Origin of the sequence: Acinetobacter sp. SH024 (genome assembly GCF_000163635.1) — a bacterium.
Lineage (GTDB): Bacteria > Pseudomonadota > Gammaproteobacteria > Pseudomonadales > Moraxellaceae > Acinetobacter > Acinetobacter pittii.
Genome location: NZ_GG753601.1, coordinates 235,661 through 256,213, shown reverse-complemented (window position 1 = coordinate 256,213; position 20,553 = coordinate 235,661). Strand labels below are relative to the sequence as shown.

Sequence of the window (20,553 nt, the reverse complement as noted above, 5' to 3'; positions counted from 1 at the left end):
GTCTAGCGAAGGTGTTATCAGAAGCATATCGAGCTTGATAAACGTCATTGATGCTATTTCTTTTAAGCTCACGATAGATCGTACTAGGATGTCTTTTAATGAGTTCAGCAAATTTTCTGGCTGAAAAGCCTTCTTTTCTTGACTCAAGCATTAATGCAGTACGATCTTCAAAGTTAAGATGATGGTATGACAATTTTATATACTCCATAAACCCTTTAAATTAATTAGGTGGTTTATGTCGCACTTCAAGTTTTACTCTGCCCTCATTTGTAAATTTAAATAACTCTATTGAAAAGAAGTGTATATTTTTTATTGTGTTAAAAAATAGTAATTATTTAATTTTTCTAAATATTTTAGAAAATCATCCATAAAAAATCCATAATTTATAAAATGTTAAATGGTTCACACTTTTTTGGTGTTGTGTGATTAGTTTTTTATTTTAATTATACTTTCCCACCTCGATATGGGACTATCTGATTATCAAAATGCTAAAAAAATGTGTTTTTTCATTGGTATATATCTTGCCACTTAATTTATATGCCGCTCAAGTGGATGAATTGCGAGAGCAAGCTATTCATACTTACAAAACTGGACAAACTCAACAAGCAATATTGAAATTAGATCAATTGCTAAATAAATACCCACATGACCAAAAATTGCTAGCTGATTATTTAGTTGTAATGTCAAGTGAAAAAAAAGATCTACTGACTTTTTCTCAGCATTTAGCAAATATTAATTATGTGACTTTTCCAGAATATGGCCAATTACCATTAATACGTAATTTGCGTGATTTTAAACACTTTAAAGATGCAATTGAGTGGTCGAACAAATTTAATATTCACAAGACATCTGATGGGCAGATTTTATTAGCAGTTTTATATGCTGAAGCTCAAGATCCTGTAAATGCTAAGGTACATTTAACAAGTATTAAGAATAAAAATCTTACAGCTGAGCAATTTGTTCAAATTGCTTATGCATATCGACTCATTAATTCACCAGTAGATGCTTTATCTGTAATTGAGCAAGCTTATCAACAGCAACCAAACTCTTTTGCGGTTTTACAAGAATATAGTTATGACTTAGCGGCTGTAGGTTCCTATAAAAAAGCTCAGCAGTTATTGCTTGCCAGCGATAAAAATGCACAAACAGAAGCGCTACAGCACTGGTTAAAAGTCAGTGAGTTTTCTCAACGTGTAAATAATGCAATTACTCGCTATAAATATCTCAATCGAGAAGGGATGTCGGATAGTGAAGGCTTTGCTGAGCTTGATGCTGTATTGAAACAAGGTGAGCAAATACAGCCTTTGATTCAACCGTCAGACTCCAATTATTTAAGATTTCATTATGACTATTTATATGCTTTGGACTTTCGTGGGCGTAGCCGTACGGTATTAGATGAATTTACTAAATTAAATGTACCGTTAGAAAAGCTACCGGCTTATGTACGTCATGCGATTGCGGATAGTTATTTAGCAGAAAGACAACCGCAGCAGGCTGAACTCGCTTTTAAAACCTTACTTACCGAAAAAAACTATTCAGATATGACGGTATATACGGGGCTTTATTATTCTTATATTGAACAAGAAAAATATAAACAAGCTGAGCAACTTTTGAATGATGTTGATCGGTTGATCCCTACGTATAAATACAGTCAAGCCAAAGGGGTGGATAAATCAAGTCATCCTGATCGTGATGATTATATCGCTTTACAAGGCATGCATTTAGCTTATGCAAATCATTTGGATAAATCAGAAAAGCATTTTCAGAAACAAGTAGATCTTGCACCTGCTAATCAAGGTTTAATTAATAACCTTGCTCGTGTTGAGCGCTGGAGAGATAAGCCATTACAGGCGAAGCAAACAATTGATCGTTTAAATGGCTTAACGCCAGTTGCTAAAGATACGCGTATTAACCAAATGCAAAATGCCCAGGCTTTAGGGAATATTCCTGAGTGGCGCAAAAGCACAGAAAGTCTTTTGCAATATTATCCTGAAGATAGTGGCGTAGTTAAAAGTCGAAAAGAATTAGATGATCGTGATAGAGCAACCATCTCTCATTCAACAACTTGGGGCCAAAGTAAAGCAGAGAAGAGTGATTCTGTGAGTGGGCAAAATGGTTTGAAAGACCGCGAAATAGAAACGCGTATTAATAGCCCTTGGATTAAAGATAATTATCGCCTATTTGCTTGGCATCAAGATCGTTACGGAGAATACCGTTTTGGTGATGTGCATGATCAACGTTATGGTGTCGGTGCTGAGTGGCAAGAAAACCGTAAGGCATTGTCGGCAATTTTGTCGCAAAGTACTGATGGTGGACAAGCAGGTGTTCGTCTTGATTGGTCACAATGGCTAAACGACCACTGGCAATATCAATTGCAATATGACAGTCAGGCTAATATTCCATTACAAGCAATTGATGCGGGTGAGGATGGACAAGCTTACCGCGCCGCTTTGACATGGCAAAAAGATGAGTCACGCCAAATTGGGGCAAGTTATGGCTTAACCGATATAAGCGACGGTAATAAACAACAAGAATTTTCGACCTTTTGGCGTGAGCGATTATTTGATGCGCCTCATCATATTACCTATGGAACGGTACGTGGATTTTATGGCAGCAATAGCCAAGATGAGACCGCTTACTTTAGCCCAAGTAATCATTACAGTGCTGAGTTGAATTTAAGTCATGACTGGGTCACTTGGCGAGAATACGAACGCTCATTTAAACAGCATTTTGAAGCTGGAGTCGGGCTTTATAAACAAGCAGATTACTCAGCTCGACCAACATATTCTTTGCAATATCAACATCAATGGCAGCTCTCACGGACTTGGCAACTTAATTATGGAGTTGGTTGGCAATACCATCCATACGATGGCCATGATGAACAACATACCTACGGTATTTTTGGATTTGAAGGGCGTTTTTAATGAATAATATGAAGTCAAAGATGTTGAGCTGTGTGTTTGCTTCAACATTATTACCCGTACAATTGTCCTATGCCCACATTGAAACTGAATTACCAAAAAATCATACGGTTTCTTTAACTTTTCATGATGTACGAGATGACGTGTTAAAGGAAGGTGATCGTGATATTTATGCGATTCAGACCAATAATCTGGCACAGTTTCTCGATTGGCTTAGCCAGTCGGACTGGAAACCGATTCGTCTAAAAGACATTGAAGAGGCACGTAAGCAAGGTAAAGAATTACCTCATAACTCTATTCTACTGACCTTTGATGATGGTGCTTTAAGTAGCTATAGCCGAGTATTTCCTTTACTGAAGCAATATAAAATTCCAGCAGTTTTTGCTCTTCCAACAAGTTGGTTAAATGGTAATACAAAAGCGGGTTATGAAGCCTATGGTCAAGGTAACTTGGTGAACTGGGCTCAAGTTCGTGAAATGCAAGCATCTGGGTTAGCCGAGTTTGCAAGCCATAGCGATGATTTACATCATGGGGTATTAGCCAATCCTCAAGGCAATGAGCAACCTGCTGCGACTTCTTATTCTTATTTAAAATCGCAATCACGTTATGAAACCGATGCGGAATATCAACAACGTATTTTGCAGGATTTAAAAAAATCTTATGCAGTTTTGAAAAAAGAAGTAGGGGTTAATCCTAAAGCAATTATTTGGCCTTATGGCGCCGTGAATGAGCAGTTAGAGAAGCTGGCACAACAGGCTGGTTTTCAGTTCTCATTCAGTTTAGGACGTGATGGTATGAATCGCGTGAGTGACTCAACTTTTAAGCGTAGCTTAGTCATTGATAACCCTACAGCCGAACAACTGACAGAAGGCATGTTAAATATTCTGAATTTCGAAGAGTCAGATTTATTTAAGCAATCGCGTCATTTTGTGAGTATGGATTTAAAGCACTTAGCAGCGCAACAAAACTCTCAGACTGATGAAAAATTAGGGCAGTTGTTATCAAAACTGTATAGCTTAAAAAACAATGCTTTAATCTTAAAGCCTTTAGAAGACAAAGATGGAGATGGGCAATATGATGTTGCCTATTTCCCTACAGATAAAATGTCTGTTCAACAAGATATTTTAAACCGTAGTTTATGGCAGGCTCAAACTCGCGCAGGTCAATCTGTAATATTAGAATTACCTGCTTATCCGCGAAAAGATAGACCATTTTTAACTATAGATTTGGCTAAAGATATTGCGCGTTTTAACAGTAATTTAAGTGGTGTTCAGCTTAATGCAGGATCATCTTTAAATTGCGCAATGCAAAAAATAACCGTGCAAGAAAGCAGTTGCATTGAACAATCAAAACAGCTGGAACAACTGAGTGAACTGACTAAAGAAGCGGTCAAACCTTATTTAAATATGAGTAATCAGGCACAGTTTAGTTTATTGCTTACACCTGATTTAGATCATGTGGAAAATCTACCTGAGCTTATAAAAACACTTTTAATGCAACATGACTTAGTCAATTTGAAGTTTGATGTGATTGGTAAGAAAAAACAATTTAATCAGTTGTTAACGCTCTTAAATACACTTGATCAAAATGATAAGCAAAGAATAATGCTGACTTTAGTATTACCAGAAAATTCGCAAAAAAATGCTTGGGAAGATGTTCAGCAAGGACTCTTTTCTATTCAGCGAGTAGGAATCCAGAAATTCGGTATTGATGGCTATGACTTTGAAAAATCAAAAGATGTTCATCAGTACTTATATAATCCGCTTAGTCTGAATGCTAGCCCTGTGATGTATCAGCCTTTTGCTGGATTGGTAGAGGGGAAAAAGTAATGAGGGTATTACTCGATATTCTGTTTGCTTTTGCCTTTTTATATCCCTTACTGATGGCTTGGACATGGATGGTAGGGGGACTTTGGTTTTTCTTTAAAAGAGAATACCGCGAACAAGCGCTTCCTGAACCGACAGGTGAAGGATGCAGTATCATCATTCCGTGTTTTAACGAAGAAGCGCAAGTACGCCAAACAATTCGTTATGCGTTACAAACCAAATATCCGAATTTTGAAGTCATTGCTGTTAATGATGGAAGTAGTGATAGGACCGCCGAAATTCTAGATGAATTGTCAGCGCAAGATTCACGACTTCGGGTTGTACACTTAGCAGAAAATCAGGGTAAGGCCGTAGCTTTAAGATCGGGAGTACTGGTTAGTAAATACGAATATCTTGTTTGTATTGATGGCGATGCGTTGTTGCATCCGCATGCGGTACTTTGGTTAATGCAACCTTTTATTAACTTCCCGCGAATTGGTGCTGTAACTGGTAATCCACGAATTTTAAACCGATCTAGTATTTTAGGAAAATTACAAGTTGGTGAGTTTTCTTCGATTATTGGTTTGATTAAACGTGCACAACGTACATATGGTCGTATTTTTACCGTATCTGGTGTGATTGCAGCATTTCGTAAAACTGCACTCGCTCGAGTCGGGTTTTGGTCAGACGATAAAATTACCGAAGATATTGATATTTCATGGAAGTTACAACTCGACCATTGGGATATTCAGTATATTCCACAAGCGCTTTGTTATATCTATATGCCTGAGACATTTAAAGGTCTATGGAAACAGCGTCTTCGCTGGGCGCAAGGTGGAGTAGAGGTTCTTATAGAATATATTCCACAAATGTTCAAACTGCGTGATCGAAGAATGTGGCCAGTCATGATTGAGGCGCTAGTCAGTATTATCTGGTCTTATGTGATGATCATGATTTTCACACTATTTTTTGTTGGACTATTTGTTGAACTCCCTCAGCAATGGCAGATCAAAACACTTATGCCACAGTGGTACGGTGTAATATTAGGCGGAACATGTTTGATCCAATTTTTAGTGAGTTTGTGGATTGATCATCGTTATGACCGAGGGCGTTTTTTTAGAAATTACTTTTGGGTAATTTGGTACCCGTTGTTTTTCTGGTTACTGACTTTGTTTACAAGTGTTGTCGCGGTACCAAAAACTTTATTTAACACAAAAAAACGTGCCCGTTGGGTAAGTCCAGACCGAGGCTTCCGTGGAGATAACCCATGAAACTTGAGGAAAATAAGGATATAGAGACTTTAGATATCCCTGAATATATTGATCAGCCGGAATATGTCAAAAATAAAACAGCAAACTATACATTACAAACCATTGGCTGGATTTGTTTAATGTGGCTGCTTTTCCCATTGGTTTCACTGTTTTTATGGGTTTTTGAAGGTCACTTAATTTATGATTACGTCTGGGTAGACCACTTATCAGAAGTTAAGACCTTATTGCATTTAGCATTAATGATTGGGATTAGCGCGCTTATTTTAATTTTATGGGCAAGTTATAACTGGATTAGGTTTAGTGGTGAGGACCGACGTGCTAAGGCACCTAATAGTTCTGTAGAATTATTAGCGGCCCAATTTTCAGTTACTTCCGACATGCTAAATGATTTGCAAGAAAAACAGCGCATCATTTTGCATTACGATGATCATGGTAATTTGCAAAAATATGAGTAAATAAAAAAAGCATGGCCTAATACCATGCTTTTTTTACTTTTATGGCATTGCTCTGATAATAATATCAACGGGTTGTTCTATACCATCCATGCTGTGAATAGATCTATTGGTAATTTTAACAATTGGCCATGTTTGCAATTTACAATTGGGTTTCTGAAGTGCTGCATAATAACTGTCGGATTTAAAAAATACTTTTTTGGTGGTTGCAGTATTGGGAGTCAAAAGACGCTTAAGCCATGGTTCGTTTACTTGAGTTTCTAGAAAACGTAATGCCAGAATGCTTTTAACACGATTGTTAAATAACCTGCGGTTTTTAATAATAAGTGGGTGAGTAATTAACTTATGTGTACCCATTTGACTATGGGGCAAAATAAAATGAGGGGTGATTTGGAAGACAGTCACAAATTTTGCTTGCTGACAGATTTTTTCAAGATGAGTCACGCTATCTTGATTTGTACCAATAATCGCGACAGATGAATGTGAAAAGTCAAACTCTTTAATTGATGTTGATGAAATCACTTGACCAGTAAAATCTTCGAAATCTTGAGAGATATTCTGAAAAATTACTGATTTTGAAGTGTTATTTTTAATATTAATACTCATTTTCCAAAAGTCCTTTTGGTTTTTTAAATCATGATGTTTTTATCGTTTTAATATAAATAACCAAGCAGGAAGTTGGGGTAAAGTCTTTTCAGATAGATGGTCATCCCATACTCGAAATCAATTCAAGTATGGGAGCTTGAAGTAGAGTTTAATATTCTGTTTTTACATTCATGAGTTGTGTAAAGCTTTCTAAGCGTTTAGCTGTATCGTATACATCACATATAAAAATAAATTCATCAACATCATACGTCGCTAATAACTTTTGTAAGCCAGAGCGAACAGTATCTACAGAACCAATTTGCGCCATTGCATAGAAGTTTTCGACAGAAAGTTGTTCTGCTGTATTCCATAATCCCTGCATTGATTCAACTGGTGGTTTCAGCTTCAAGCTTTCACCACGGATTAAACCTAATACGCGTTGGTAGGCACTTGTTGCTAGAAACTGTGCTTCTTCATCTGTATCTGCAACAACAACAGGCACACCCATTGAAACATACGGCTTATCTAGGTACTCAGAAGGTTCAAAGTTCTCCCGATAAAGTTGAATCGCTTGACCTAACATACGTGGTGCAAAATGTGATGCAAATGAGTAGGGAAGTCCAAGTTTTGCCGCGAGTTGTGCACTAAATAGGCTAGATCCAAGTAACCAAACTGGGACATGGGTACTTTGCCCCGGTGTTGCAATAATTTTTTGTCCTGCTTGAGGGACATCGAAATATTTTAAGATTTCGACAACATCTCTAGGAAACTGATCTTCTGTTTCTTGATGACCACGGCGTAAAGCTCGCATGGTGAGTTGATCTGTACCGGGAGCACGGCCTAAACCAAGTTCAATACGATTTGGATATAAAGTAGCAAGCGTCCCGAATTGTTCTGCGACAACTAAAGGGGCATGGTTAGGAAGCATAATTCCGCCTGAACCTAAGCGAATATGCTGTGTATGTGCTGCAATAAAACCGAGTAAGACAGCGGTAGCTGAACTTGCGATACCATCCATGTTGTGATGTTCAGCAAGCCAGAAACGTTCATAACCTAGTTTTTCTGCATGTTGTGCCAATTCTAATGCGTGACGTAATGAGAATTCGATGGTTTTATCATTACGAATAGGAGCAAGTTCCAAAATAGAGAACTTGGTATCTTGAAGTGATCGCATGCGATATTCTCGAATAAGGATATATCGAAATAATACGATATATAGGGTGTGATGTATATCGTTTTTTTTCGATATTAATTTTTAGCTATAAATAAAAAAGCACCCGAAGGTGCTCTTTTGATTTATCTGTGAATTAGCGGTTTTTATACCAACCACGGTGTAAGCCATTGTCATGGCGACGGCTACCACCTTTATAATAACGACGGTCACCATCGTAATATCTGCGGTCATCACGATCGTAACGATCACGGTCATAACGGTCATCGTAGTTACGATCTTCAGCAACTTTACGACCTAATGCAGAACCACCAGCTGCGCCTACTGCTGCACCGATGTATCCACCGTTAGTACCGCCCATATTTTTGCCGACTGTATAACCAGCACCACCACCTAAAGCACCACCAATTGCAGCTTCTGTACGATTACGACGATCACTTGCTGCTGCTGCACCACCAGCACCACCTAAAGCAGCACCGATTGTTGCACCTGAGGTACCACCAATACTTTTACCAATTGCAGTACCCACTACACTACCTAAAGCAGAGGTTGCAGCAACACGTGTACCATTGTCAGCATGTGCAACTGTTACCATAGAAGATGTTGCAATTAATGCACTAGCCAACCAAATATTCATTTTCATCGTAGAACTCCATGTCCTTTTTACTCGAAGGACAGTTATCTTTATCTTGGGGTAAATGTAATAAAAAATTTCGTGATAATTATGGAGAACACCAAAGGTGATACAAGTGTTTTGTGTCTGTTTGTAGTGTTTGTATTAATTTGTGGATAAACCATGAGCATACGACAAATTAGCTTTTAATCACTCATAATAAAAAAGCACCCGAAGGTGCTTAAATATCTGTTTGTCAAATTTGATTAGTGATGACGACGGTGTTTTTTCTTCCAGTGTTTAGAAGATTTTTCTGTATAACGGTCTTTAGAGATTTTATTACCTAAAGCAGAACCACCCGCAGCACCTAAAGCAGCGCCTACATAACCACCATTTGTACCGCCCATGCTTTTACCAACCGTATAACCAGCACCACCACCTAAAGCACCGCCAATCGCAGATTCAGTACGGTTACGACGATCGCTTGCAACAGCTGCACCACCAGCACCACCTAAAGCAGCACCAATTGTTGCGCCAGATGTACCGCCCATGCTTTTACCAATTGCAGTACCTGCTACGCTACCTAAAGCAGAAGCGGCTGCTACATGTGTTGTATTGTCAGCATGTGCTACAGTAACCATTGAAGTTGCTAGAACAGCGCTACATAACCAAGCATTTAATTTCATTTTTGACTCCGTGTCCCTAGTTGCAGGACCCTATATCTTTTGTTACGGCAAATGTAACAAAACACTTCTCCCCAAATATGGAGAACCATCTTTTGATTATTGCAGTTTAGTGTCTGGTTTGTATGTTTTCTATTAAAATAGAATATTTAATACTCATATAGATAAATTAAGCTTTATTTAGTTTTGAAGGGGTTACTCATGATCAGAACATAGAAAATTTATTAAAGCTCTTGTCGCAGACGACATATGTTTATGTTGTGCGTACAGTAAAGAAAAGGGCCGTGTGTGACCTGCATAACCCTCAAGTACGGGCTGCAATTTTCCTTGTCGGATCTTTTCATTAACAATAAAGCTATAACTCTGACATATTCCTAATCCACTTTCAGCAAGAGAAACTACTCCCAAAATATCTTCTTTTACTAAAATCCGATTTGATGGTATCCATTGAATTTCATTATCACCATTTTTAAAAAACCATGGAGTAACCTTACCCGTGCTCGGTAATTCAAAGGCAATACATTGGTGATGGTTTAAGTCTTCCAAAGTTTGAGGAACACCCATACGTTTTAAATATTCAGGTGAGGCAACAAGTTGAAGAGGGGCAAGCTCCAAAGGTCTGGCAATGAGAGTGCTACTAGGAAGCTGACCTTGACGAATAGCTAAATCAAATCCTTCCGCAATTAAATCGACATTTCGATTAGAAATACTGACTTCTATTTGAATATCTGGATATTGCAAAAGAAATTTTTGTAGTAATTCTGGAAGGCGATAGTGTCCATAGGTAGTGGGTACACTTAATTTAATTTTGCCGGAAATTTGCAGTTGCTTACCTTGAATAGCACGCTCTGCATGGTCAATTAACTGAAATGCATGTTGCATCTTTTCATAATAAAGTTGACCAGCTTCAGTCAGGCTCAAATGACGAGTTGTTCTTCTAAAAAACTGAATGCCAAGTTTTTTCTCTAGCCGCGTAATTGTTCTACTAATGACTGAAGGAGTTGTTGCTAAATAAATTGCAGCTGCACTAATAGAAAGCTTCTCCGCCACAATTAAAAACACTTCAATATCGGCAAGATGGTCAAATTGACGTGACATTTAGTCCTCAAACGCAAAAAATATTTGCAAAAGTGGTTGTTTATCTACCTGATTGGCAAAAATAGAATATATCCATCCCAGTTATAAATCCAGCAAATGGTTGGAATGAAGGTCGAATGATGAAATCTCTAAATAAAATAATGCTTGCAGTAGTTGCCGTTTCAGCAGCATTCAGTGCAAATGCTGCTCATGTGTTGGTTGTATTGTCTGATGAGGCGCATTTAGAGCTAAAAAAAGGTCATATTTTTAAAACAGGCTTTTACTTAAATGAGTTGATGCAACCTACAAAAATGCTTTTAGATGCAGGCCATACAGTAACTTTCGCTACACCAAAAGGGAAAGCTCCAACCTTAGATGAATCATCGAATAATGCGATGTATTTTAACCAAGATGAAAAAGCATTAAAGCAATATGCAGATTTATTGCATGATCTAAAATTAACATCTGCTCAAGATTCTCCAGTTGTGAGCCTATCTCGTATTGAACAAATTGGTGTAGGTCAGTTTGATGCTATTTATATTCCAGGTGGACATGCACCTATGCAAGATCTCTTAAAAGATAAACAACTTGGAAAAGTACTTACAGCTTTCCATAAAGCTGGTAAACCTACTGCGTTGGTCTGTCATGGTCCTATTGCATTAATGTCTACTTTACCTAATGCCTCGGAAGTAGTTGGTCAACTAGAACAAGGTAAAACAATGAAAACTGGCGAATGGATTTATAAAAATTATCGAATGACGGTGATTAGTAATCAGGAGGAAGAGCAGGCTAAAGCTTTATTAAAAGGTGGAGAAATGAAGTTTTATCCACAAACGGCTTTACAGTCACTTGGAGGTAAGTATCAAAGTAATACCACTGCATGGACTCCAAACGTAGTGGTGGACCGTGAACTTATTACAGGACAAAATCCAGCGTCGGCTGTTTTAGTGGGCAAAACTTTATTAGAAAAATTAAAATAAGTTGGCTAGGCAAAGAGGTTTTTAAATAAAGCCTCTATTGTCATATAGAGGAAAAAGATGACTTATTATTTCTTACAGAACAGCCAAATTATAGGCAAGTAAATAAAACTTATTCGAAATCATTATATTTATACGCCTCTACTTATTGGGAAAGTTGATGAATTGGCTGATTATATATGTCATTTAAGCAGCATAATCTGTAAACTATGCACTATTTTTACGATTTTGCTTATCTTCTATACTTACATAGCCTTCGATAAGCTTTTTGGACTTTTGAGATATTTCCTCTTATGAAAGCGTCACTCCGTTTACGACTTGATCAACTCTGTGATCGACATGAAGAACTTACTGCATTGCTTGCAGATGCTGAAGTGATCTCCGATAACAAACGTTTCCGTAAATTGTCTCGTGAACATAGTGATTTATCTGAAATTACCGAAGTTTGGGGCAAATACCGTCAAGCAGAAGAAGATATTGAAACTGCTGAAATGATGAAGTCGGACCCAGACTTTAAAGATATGGCAGAAGAAGAAATTCAAGCCAATAAAACATTGCTTGAAGAATTAGAAAGTCAGCTCAATATTTTGATGATTCCAAAAGATCCGAATGATTCTAATGCGGCTTATTTAGAAATCCGTGCTGGAACAGGTGGTGATGAAGCTGCGATTTTCTCTGGTGATTTGTTCCGTATGTATAGCAAATATGCCGAGACACAAGGCTGGCGTATTGAAGTTCTTTCTGAAAATGAAGGCGAGCATGGTGGTTTTAAAGAAGTCATTTGCCGTGTAGATGGTGATGGTGTGTATGGTCGCTTGAAGTTTGAAAGTGGTGCTCACCGTGTACAACGTGTGCCAGCAACTGAATCACAAGGTCGTGTGCATACATCAGCGTGTACAGTTGCGATCTTGCCTGAAATTGATGTTGATACTAACGTTGAAATTAATCCGGCAGATTTGCGTATTGATACTTACCGTGCATCTGGTGCGGGTGGTCAGCACATTAACAAAACTGATTCGGCCGTGCGTATTACTCACATTCCAACCGGCACAGTGGTTGAGTGCCAAGAAGAACGTTCACAGCATAAAAACAAAGCTAAAGCGATGGCATTGTTAGTATCGCGTTTAGAAAATGCAAAACGTGCAGCAGCCGACGCAGCAACTTCTGAAATGCGCCGTGATTTGGTTGGTTCTGGTGACCGTTCTGAACGTATCCGTACTTATAACTACCCACAAGGTCGTATGACGGACCATCGTATTAACCTAACTTTATATAAGTTAGATGCCATTATGGAAGGTGATTTGACTGAATTGCTCGATAGCTTACATCGTGAATATCAGGCAGATCAGCTTGCGATGCTTGCACAGGAAAATGGCGGCTAATGAATATTGCTCAAGCGCTTGCAATTCGTGGTGAGCCTGACAGTTATGAACGGCAAGAAAATGCTTGGTTACTTGAGCATTTTCTAAAAATCAATTCGCTTGAATTAAAGTTTAGACTTGAGCAAGAGTTAACTGCCCAACAAGAGCAAGATTACTTGGCTGGTCTTGAACGTATCCAAAATGGTGAGCCTTTAGCTTATGTGACGGGTTCACAACCATTTTGGACACTCGATTTAAAAGTAACATCTGATACTTTAGTACCACGTCCGGATACTGAGGTTCTAGTTGAAACCGTTTTAAATCTAAATTTGCCAAATACTGCAAATATTGTTGATTTGGGAACGGGAACAGGTGCAATTGCGCTTGCATTAGCAAGTGAACGTCCAGATTGGCAAGTCACGGCAATTGATATTTATGCGCCTACTTTAGAAGTCGCAAAAGAAAATGCACAAGCACATGATTTGCAACGTGTGAAATTTGCCTGCGGCGCTTGGTTTGACGCACTTGAACCACAAAAGTTTGATTTAATTGTTTCTAATCCGCCGTACATTGACCCTGAAGATGAACACATGCAAGCTTTGGCTACAGAACCACGCCGTGCATTGGTTGCAGATCATCAGGGACTGGCTGATATTGAAATTATTATTGCTCAAGGGAAAAACTGGTTAAAACCGCAAGGCTGGATTGCACTAGAGCATGGTTATGATCAGGGACAAGCAGTTCGAGATATTTTCACAGAGCATGGTTTTAGTGAGATTAAAACCATTCAAGACTATGGCCAAAATGATCGAGTCACTTTGGCATGCTGGATTTAAAATTACTTTTGTAGTGTATCTCGCCAACGTAATAACCAGTTTTCGATAAGTTTCATTAAGGTATCGGTTACTTTACCCAATAGCGCCAATAAAATAATTGCAATGATAACAATATCAGGTCGAGACGTTTCTCGGCCATCACTGAGTAAATAGCCAATCCCTTGAGTGGCTGCAATCAGTTCAGCTGCAATCATAAACATCCAAGACAAACTTAAGCTGTTGCGTAAACCCGTTAAAATGCCTGGAGAGGCTGCCGGTAAAATAATAGATATAATCCGCTGAAAAGCATTAAGCCGATAAACTTTTCCAACTTCAATGAGCTTTTTATCTACATTATGAATTGCTGCAACTGTATTGGTATAGGTTGGAAAGAATGCTCCGATTGCAATCAATGTAATTTTAGAACCTTCATCAATTCCTAACCAAAGCAATAACAGGGGAATCCAAGCAAGACTTGGAATTGATTTAATTGCTGAAAAAGTTGGTTCTAAATAAGCTTCTGCTTCTTTACTTAATCCAACCCAAATCGCAAAAATTAAACCTAAACCGCTTCCTATAATAAAGCCCAACAGAACACGCCATGTACTAATATAAATATGAGCAAACAGGTCGCTATGAGCTAAATCTAAAAAAGATTGCCATAAACTAGAAGGTGCAGGCAGTAGATAAGCATCGATATAGCCATTTCTGACTAAAAACTCGCAAGCCGTTAAAAAGATAAGTGGAATGAGTAGCGCTTTAAACCACAGTGTAAATTTATGGTTTAGATGCTTTTTCTCAGATTTTAAAGCCTGCTGAGCTAAGAAGTGATTTAGCTCAGCTTTGTTAAGTGAATCACTCATATACTATTTCACGACTTTTTGAGCAAAACGTGGGTCTAGCAACTGATCAACCACTTGATTGACGTTAGTACCTTTTCTAACCAAATCTTCTTCAGTCAAAATTTTCCCAGAACGTTTTAGCGCTTGTGCTTGAGTTGCTGATGGAATGCTTTGATCGAAGTTGGTTCGGCTCAGTTGTAGTTTAGCCACAGGTAGAGGAAGTTTTGATTCTTGAGCTAAAAGTGCTGCCACTTTATCTGGATTGGCTTTTGCCCATTTTCGGGCTTGTTCATAGGCTTTAATAACGGCCTCTACCGCTTCAGGGCTTTGCTTTGCAAAATCTTCTTTAACGCTCAGTACACTATAGCTATTAAATCCAACATTACGATAAAGCAATTTGGCACCCGATTGAATTTGAGCAGAAGCCATTAATGGATCAAGTCCAGCCCAAGCATCTACTTGGCCACGCTCTAATGCAGTTTTGCCGTCTGGGTGTTGTAGATGAACCAGTTGTACATCACGTTTACTCAAACCGACAGTATCTAGTGCTTGTAGTGTAAATAAGAAAGGATCGGTTCCTTTGGTAGCTGCAATTTTTTTACCTTTTAAATCTTTTAGGCTTTTAATTGGTGAATTTTTTGCGATAACAAGCGCGGTCCATTCCGGTTGGCTTTGTACATAAACAGTTTTAATTGGACTACCATTCGCTCGACTTAATACAGCAGCTAATCCAGCGGTAGAAGCAAAATCGATGCTGTTACTGTTGAGATATTCTAATGAGCGGTTACTACCTTGACTAAAAACCCATTTAATTTGGGTATTTGGCAGTGCTTTTTCGAGAAGTTTTTGATCTTTAACGACTAAACTAGTTGGTGCATAGTAAGCATAATCAAGCTTAAGCGTAGTCGGAATTGCTGCAAAAGCAGATGAAGTAAATACAAACCCCAATGTTGATGCCAACAAAGTCTTTGGTAGAGAAAATTTTGATTTTAAAGACATGATAAAAATAAAACCGAAATGAAATAAGAGATCATCCTTTCACGTGTTTAGAGGCTTATGAACTTAGTTATTTTGATTTATAAATCAGTTTGAAAGATAAAAGTTTGAATAAAACTATAAAACACTGTTTTTATGAATATTATTAAGTTTTAAATAAAGCGTTTATCTGAAATATTGAATTTAAAATACATAAATATCATAAGCTTAAGCTCTAATGCCTTAAGCTTTATTCGATGTATATGTTATTGCTTGTGTGCAGTTAAATTATCTCGATACGCACCTGGGCTGACACCTGTCCATTTTTTAAAAGCACGGTGAAATGCACTTGGGTCATGGAAGCTTAAATCTTCACTAATATCTTGAATTGAGTCATTCGTTTTGCTTAAGCGTTGAACAGCAATATCACAGCGGATTTCATTTTTAATTTGTTGATAGCTTACACCTTCATGTTTCAGTCTACGTTGAACGGTGGCTTCTGAAATATTGAGTTGGTGAGCTACATCTTTAAGTTCGGGCCATTGTGCAGGGTGGAGTTTCAATAAATGGCGACGAATAAGTACACTTAAGGCATTTTCATTTTTAAAGCGAACTAAAAGATTTTGCGGAGTTTGCTCTAAAAAATCATAAAGCGCTTTTTTATCTTTTTTAATTTTAATATCTAAATAGTGGGCATCGAACTCAACTCGATTTACTTCAGCATTAAATTGAATATCTTCACCAAAACGAACTAAATAGTCCTGAATATCTTGAGGTTTAGGACAACGTACCATAATAGTATTTAAACCAATTCGCTGGTCTATCAACCAGCACATAAGTCCGTGTACTAATATTAAAAAGGTTGCGTAGGTAAACATACGTTTAGGTTGTCCATGATCATGAATCACTAAATAAGCTTTGTCTTGTTCTCGAATGAGTTCTCCGTGCATATCATCTAAAACAAAGTTAAAAAACTTCAAAATATCGTAGAGTGCTTTTTCTAAAGTTTCAGCTGTACTGACGAGTTTAGTCAGTAATTTATAGCTTCCACGACGCATGGGGTGGCTATCCATCCCAAAAAATTCATCGTTCATGGCATTGGCAAGCTCTATCCACAATTGGGCATACGTCGTAACAGGCACACGTGCCTTTGGAGACATAAGCAATTCAGCGGGGATGCCTGCTTTATTTAGAATTATTTGTGTATTTAGGCCTTTGGCATAAGCCGCACTCAGTGCTTCATGTACTAGTGCAATCGAAATTGTGCCTTTACTTAAAGAAGATTGGACAACCATGTCAAAGACTCATATTTTCTTCATATATTTCAAGTGAAATACTGCATATTTAAAATTTGGATTGATCAAAAGCTGCAAACATTTTGAGGCTTTTTGAAATTGTATCGGAAAACAACAACTTTTACTCTCACTACTAAGTTTAAAGAACATTTCTATAGGACATTACATAATGAAAATTCAAGGGAAACATTTCGTAATTACAGGTGGTGGCTCTGGTTTGGGTGCTGCAACAGCTGAGTATTTAGTCCAGCAAGGTGCTTCAGTTACCTTGGTAGACATGAATATAGAAGCAGGCGAGCAACAAGCGAAACAGTTGGGGCCAAAAGCTGACTTTGTAAAACTTGATGTAACCGATGAAGCGGCTGCTGAACAGTTCTTTAAAGATGTGTTAGTAAAACATGGTCGTTTACATGGTTTGGTTAACTGTGCCGGTATTGGCCCTTCTGCAAAAGTAGTTGGTCGTGAAGGCGTACATGATTTGGCATTATTTTCAAAGACTTTAAATATTAATGTTACAGGTACATTTAACATGCTGCGTTTTGCAGCAGATGCAATGAGTAAAAACACGGTTGAAGAAGGTGAAGAAGACCGTGGTGTAATTGTTAACACTGCGTCTGTGGCAGCATTTGATGGTCAAATTGGTCAGGCTGCGTATTCTGCATCAAAAGGCGCTATCGTGGCGATGACTTTGCCGATTGCTCGTGAGCTTGCGCGACATGCCATTCGTATTATGACCATTGCACCGGGAATTATGGAAACCCCAATGCTTAAGGGGATGCCACAAAATGTACAAGATGCTTTAGGGCAAATGGTGCCGTACCCATCTCGTTTAGGAAAACCAGAAGAATTTGCCCGTTTGGTGGCACATATTGCTGAAAACTCTTACTTAAATGGTGAAGTCATCCGTCTAGATGGTGCAATTCGTATGGCAGCAAAATAATAAAAATAAGGATGCTGAAATGATCTTAAATGCTGAACAAAGTATGGTTCAGGAGATGATGCGTAACTATGCGCAAAATCAGTTAAAACCAACAGCCGCATATCGCGATAAAACTCATGAATTTCCAGCTCAGGAACTCAAAGATTTAGGTGCACTAGGCGCTATGGGGATGACTGTGCCCGATGAATGGGGCGGTGCCGGAATGGACTATGTATCTTTGGTACTCGCAATTGAGGAAATTGCCGCAGGCGATGGTGCTATTTCGACTATCGTCAGTGTACAAAATTCTTTGATTTGCGGTATTACACTGGCATACGGTTCAGAGCAGCAAAAACAAACATATTTACCAAAATTTGCATCTGGCGAATGGCTAGGATGCTTTTGTTTAACTGAACCACATGTCGGTTCAGATGCAAGCGCGATTTTATGTAAAGCTGAACGCGATGGCGACCATTGGGTGCTCAATGGCGTCAAACAATTTATCACTAGTGGTAAAAATGCCCAAGTGGCTTTGGTGTTTGCGGTCACAGATAAACAAGCTGGTAAAAAAGGGATTTCGTGTTTTCTTGTACCTACCAATACACAAGGTTACTTGGTCACTCGTATTGAAGATAAAATGGGCCAACATGCTTCAGATACAGCCACTATTAATTTTGAGGACTGCCGAATTCCTTTAGAAAATTTAGTGGGGCAAGAGGGTGAAGGTTATAAAATTGCATTATCTAATTTGGCAGCTGGACGTATTGGTATTGCAGCTCAATCGGTAGGTATGGCAAGAGCGGCTTTTGATGCAGCGGTGCAATATGCAAATGAGCGTAAAGCCTTTGGAGTCGAATTAGTTCAGCATCAGGCGGTTGGTTTCCGTTTAGCCGATATGGCGACCCAGATCGAAGCTGCGCATCAGTTGGTTTTGCATGCTGCAACTTTAAAAGATGCTGGGCTGCCTTGTTTAAAAGAGGCCTCAATGGCAAAGCTATTTGCGTCTACTATGGCTGAGCGAGTATGTTCGGATGCAATCCAGATTCATGGTGGTTATGGCTACGTGAGTGATTTCCCTGTAGAGAGAATTTATCGTGATGTTCGTGTAAGCCAGATTTATGAAGGTGCTTCTGATATTCAACGCTTGGTGATTGCTCGTGAAGTGGCTCAAGTTTAAGTATTAGATTTTAAAAAATGTCGTTGACTGCAAAAAACCGCAATTGTTATGCGGTTTTTTGCAATTAAATGAATCTCGCTTTTTAATGATTAAATTTGAGCTTTGACTTCCTCACCAATCAAATAAAAAGTTCCACCTGCAATATAGTGCAGGCTGCGAAGTTCTTTCGGCGCATCTTGAAAGTGCCAGTGCCCATCTCTAAAAACGCGGCTATCTGCCCATGCACCTACAACAGAACCAATAAATAAATCATGAGCTGATTGATTATGCGGTTCAGGAATAAGTTTACATACAAGCCATGCGACGCAATCTGCTACAAGTGGGCTCGTAAGACCTTCTTGATAGAATAGCTCAACACCGCAATGCTCAAGTTTTTCTGGATCATCCAATTTACTAATGGTTCCAAGTTGATGAGTCAGATCGAGCTGTGCATAGCAAGGAGCTTGTAAGGTGAAATAACCACTTTGCTCAACGAGCTGGCGTGTTTTAGTACTTTTGTCGAGAACAACGGACACTTTGGCTGGCTTGAATTCTAAGGCACATGCCCATGCGGCAGCCATTACATTGCGGTCGTCACCATGTTGCGCGGAAACAAGGACAGTCGGACCATGATTTAACAAACGATAAGCTTTTTCTAACTCTACAGGTGCAATATATGATTGAGACATATTTAGCCTAAGTAATACAGAAAATAGATAGTCTTATTGTTGCAGAAAGTGTGAGAGAAGTAATGTGATAGGGTATTAACCGAATAAAAAACTTGTTTCCATTTTATAGCTTTCATAATGATTAACTTAGTCATAAAATCACTTGGCTTCTAAGTGAAAGGATTAACGCGTGACCGAGCTTCAAGATATCGATTTTGTAGAGTTAAGTGATGAAGAAATGCATCTCTATAGCCGTCAGATTTTACTTGATGGATGGGATATTGAAGCTCAGGAAAAACTCAAACTTGCTAATGTGCTGATTGTTGGTGCTGGTGGAATAGGATGTAGCAGTGCGGAGTTACTAGCGCGAGCAGGGGTTGGGAAAATTACACTGATTGATGCAGATACGATCGAGATAAGTAATTTACAACGACAAATCGCATTTGGTCATGAAGATATTGGTCGTTACAAAGCAGAAATTTTGGCTAAACGTTTACAGAAAATTAACCCTTATATCTGTGTTGAATACTATAACGAACGTTTAGACGAACATAACATTGATAGACTTGTTGAACACCAAGATGTGGTTTTAGATGGCTGTGATAATTTTACAACTCGCTATTTGGTAAACGCAGCTTGTAAGAAACATCAAGTCGCATTAATTAGCGCTTCAGCAATTGGTTTTCAGGCGCAAATGTTTATGGTTGAAGGTGATTCAGCTTGTTATGAATGTCTTTTTCCGAAAGAACAGCATAGCAATGAAGGGCTGCGCTGTGCAGAGTCAGGGGTACTTGCAACTACTCCTGTAATGATCGCGTCATTACAAGCACATCACACTTTGCTGTATTTAGGTCTAAATCGTGTACCTTTAAAGCAGAAACTATTATTGTGGGATGGTTTAAATATGACACAACGTATTGTTAGTTTTGATAAAGATGTAAATTGCCCACTTTGTCAGGCAAGCTAA

20 protein-coding genes are annotated in these 20,553 nt (G+C 38.5%); 10 read left to right on the top strand and 10 right to left on the bottom strand.

The window, feature by feature from the left end; genetic code table 11:
• The coding region (locus HMPREF0013_RS0105390) for a helix-turn-helix domain-containing protein (protein ID WP_240490963.1) at positions 1 to 151 on the bottom strand (151 nt) is incomplete at its 3' end.
• A 334-nt stretch (positions 152 to 485) separates the two neighbouring features.
• On the opposite strand from HMPREF0013_RS0105390, the gene pgaA reads away from it, so the two are divergent.
• From pgaA to pgaD, 4 genes are read left to right on the top strand one after another with little or no spacing between them, the layout of a single operon-like run.
• Complete coding sequence (gene pgaA / locus HMPREF0013_RS13815) at positions 486 to 2,924, top strand: poly-beta-1,6 N-acetyl-D-glucosamine export porin PgaA (RefSeq protein WP_016802953.1); 2,439 nt, start codon at positions 486 to 488, stop codon at positions 2,922 to 2,924.
• Positions 2,924 to 4,750, top strand: a complete 1,827-nt coding sequence (gene pgaB / locus HMPREF0013_RS13810; RefSeq protein ID WP_002119700.1) for a poly-beta-1,6-N-acetyl-D-glucosamine N-deacetylase PgaB — start codon at positions 2,924 to 2,926, stop codon at positions 4,748 to 4,750. Before pgaA ends, pgaB begins: the two co-directional genes overlap by 1 nt.
• Entirely contained in the window at positions 4,750 to 5,997 is a 1,248-nt protein-coding gene (gene pgaC, locus HMPREF0013_RS13805) for a poly-beta-1,6-N-acetyl-D-glucosamine synthase (RefSeq protein WP_002119761.1), read from the top strand. The genes pgaB and pgaC overlap by 1 nt, the downstream gene beginning before the upstream one ends.
• On the top strand, positions 5,994 to 6,452 hold the full coding sequence (gene pgaD, locus HMPREF0013_RS13800; RefSeq protein ID WP_005073598.1) for a poly-beta-1,6-N-acetyl-D-glucosamine biosynthesis protein PgaD: 459 nt from the start codon (positions 5,994 to 5,996) through the stop codon (positions 6,450 to 6,452). Before pgaC ends, pgaD begins: the two co-directional genes overlap by 4 nt.
• Positions 6,453 to 6,491: 39 nt before the next feature.
• Here pgaD and HMPREF0013_RS13795 read toward each other — a convergent pair whose 3' ends face one another.
• The 5 genes from HMPREF0013_RS13795 to HMPREF0013_RS13775 form a co-directional block, all read right to left on the bottom strand.
• Positions 6,492 to 7,055, bottom strand: coding sequence for a hypothetical protein (locus tag HMPREF0013_RS13795; RefSeq protein ID WP_002119689.1), 564 nt, complete (start codon positions 7,053 to 7,055; stop codon positions 6,492 to 6,494).
• A gap of 148 nt (positions 7,056 to 7,203) precedes the next feature.
• Positions 7,204 to 8,208 (bottom strand): LLM class flavin-dependent oxidoreductase, encoded by a 1,005-nt coding sequence (locus HMPREF0013_RS13790; RefSeq protein ID WP_002119697.1) that lies wholly within the window; start codon positions 8,206 to 8,208, stop codon positions 7,204 to 7,206.
• Positions 8,209 to 8,341: 133 nt separating this feature from the next.
• The gene (locus HMPREF0013_RS13785) at positions 8,342 to 8,848 is read right to left on the bottom strand and encodes a hypothetical protein (protein ID WP_002119687.1); all 507 of its coding nucleotides are present in this window, start codon (positions 8,846 to 8,848) and stop codon (positions 8,342 to 8,344) included.
• Positions 8,849 to 9,084: 236 nt separating this feature from the next.
• A complete protein-coding gene (locus HMPREF0013_RS13780) occupies positions 9,085 to 9,504 on the bottom strand; it encodes a glycine zipper domain-containing protein (protein ID WP_002119685.1) in 420 nt (139 codons plus the stop codon).
• A gap of 192 nt (positions 9,505 to 9,696) precedes the next feature.
• Positions 9,697 to 10,599, bottom strand: a complete 903-nt coding sequence (locus HMPREF0013_RS13775; RefSeq protein WP_002119752.1) for a LysR family transcriptional regulator — start codon at positions 10,597 to 10,599, stop codon at positions 9,697 to 9,699.
• A gap of 119 nt (positions 10,600 to 10,718) precedes the next feature.
• On the opposite strand from HMPREF0013_RS13775, the gene HMPREF0013_RS13770 reads away from it, so the two are divergent.
• The 3 genes from HMPREF0013_RS13770 (at position 10,719) to prmC (ending at position 13,752) form a co-directional block, all read left to right on the top strand.
• A complete protein-coding gene (locus HMPREF0013_RS13770) occupies positions 10,719 to 11,558 on the top strand; it encodes a type 1 glutamine amidotransferase domain-containing protein (protein WP_002119728.1) in 840 nt (279 codons plus the stop codon).
• A 290-nt stretch (positions 11,559 to 11,848) separates the two neighbouring features.
• A complete protein-coding gene (gene prfA, locus HMPREF0013_RS13765) occupies positions 11,849 to 12,937 on the top strand; it encodes a peptide chain release factor 1 (RefSeq protein ID WP_002119588.1) in 1,089 nt (362 codons plus the stop codon).
• On the top strand, positions 12,937 to 13,752 hold the full coding sequence (gene prmC / locus HMPREF0013_RS13760; protein WP_002119715.1) for a peptide chain release factor N(5)-glutamine methyltransferase: 816 nt from the start codon (positions 12,937 to 12,939) through the stop codon (positions 13,750 to 13,752). Before prfA ends, prmC begins: the two co-directional genes overlap by 1 nt.
• Before the next feature lie 2 nt (positions 13,753 to 13,754).
• Here prmC and HMPREF0013_RS13755 read toward each other — a convergent pair whose 3' ends face one another.
• The 3 genes from HMPREF0013_RS13755 to HMPREF0013_RS13745 all read right to left on the bottom strand — a co-directional run bounded on the left by HMPREF0013_RS13755 (position 13,755) and on the right by HMPREF0013_RS13745 (position 16,843).
• Positions 13,755 to 14,594 (bottom strand): ABC transporter permease, encoded by an 840-nt coding sequence (locus tag HMPREF0013_RS13755; protein WP_002119681.1) that lies wholly within the window; start codon positions 14,592 to 14,594, stop codon positions 13,755 to 13,757.
• Between the two features lie 3 nt (positions 14,595 to 14,597).
• Positions 14,598 to 15,572, bottom strand: coding sequence for an aliphatic sulfonate ABC transporter substrate-binding protein (locus HMPREF0013_RS13750; protein WP_002119732.1), 975 nt, complete (start codon positions 15,570 to 15,572; stop codon positions 14,598 to 14,600).
• A gap of 242 nt (positions 15,573 to 15,814) precedes the next feature.
• Positions 15,815 to 16,843 (bottom strand): AraC family transcriptional regulator, encoded by a 1,029-nt coding sequence (locus HMPREF0013_RS13745; protein ID WP_002119595.1) that lies wholly within the window; start codon positions 16,841 to 16,843, stop codon positions 15,815 to 15,817.
• Positions 16,844 to 17,012: 169 nt separating this feature from the next.
• Between HMPREF0013_RS13745 and HMPREF0013_RS13740 the strand changes: the two genes are divergently transcribed.
• Positions 17,013 to 17,783: a 3-hydroxyacyl-CoA dehydrogenase gene (locus HMPREF0013_RS13740; protein ID WP_002119591.1), complete on the top strand. Its 771-nt coding sequence runs from the start codon at positions 17,013 to 17,015 to the stop codon at positions 17,781 to 17,783.
• Between the two features lie 19 nt (positions 17,784 to 17,802).
• Positions 17,803 to 18,939, top strand: coding sequence for an acyl-CoA dehydrogenase family protein (locus HMPREF0013_RS13735; RefSeq protein ID WP_002119651.1), 1,137 nt, complete (start codon positions 17,803 to 17,805; stop codon positions 18,937 to 18,939).
• Between the two features lie 89 nt (positions 18,940 to 19,028).
• Here HMPREF0013_RS13735 and HMPREF0013_RS13730 read toward each other — a convergent pair whose 3' ends face one another.
• Positions 19,029 to 19,607 (bottom strand): flavin reductase family protein, encoded by a 579-nt coding sequence (locus HMPREF0013_RS13730; RefSeq protein ID WP_002119667.1) that lies wholly within the window; start codon positions 19,605 to 19,607, stop codon positions 19,029 to 19,031.
• Positions 19,608 to 19,776: 169 nt separating this feature from the next.
• Here HMPREF0013_RS13730 and HMPREF0013_RS13725 point away from each other — a divergent pair, with 169 nt between their 5' ends.
• Positions 19,777 to 20,553: a HesA/MoeB/ThiF family protein gene (locus HMPREF0013_RS13725; protein ID WP_002119624.1), complete on the top strand. Its 777-nt coding sequence runs from the start codon at positions 19,777 to 19,779 to the stop codon at positions 20,551 to 20,553.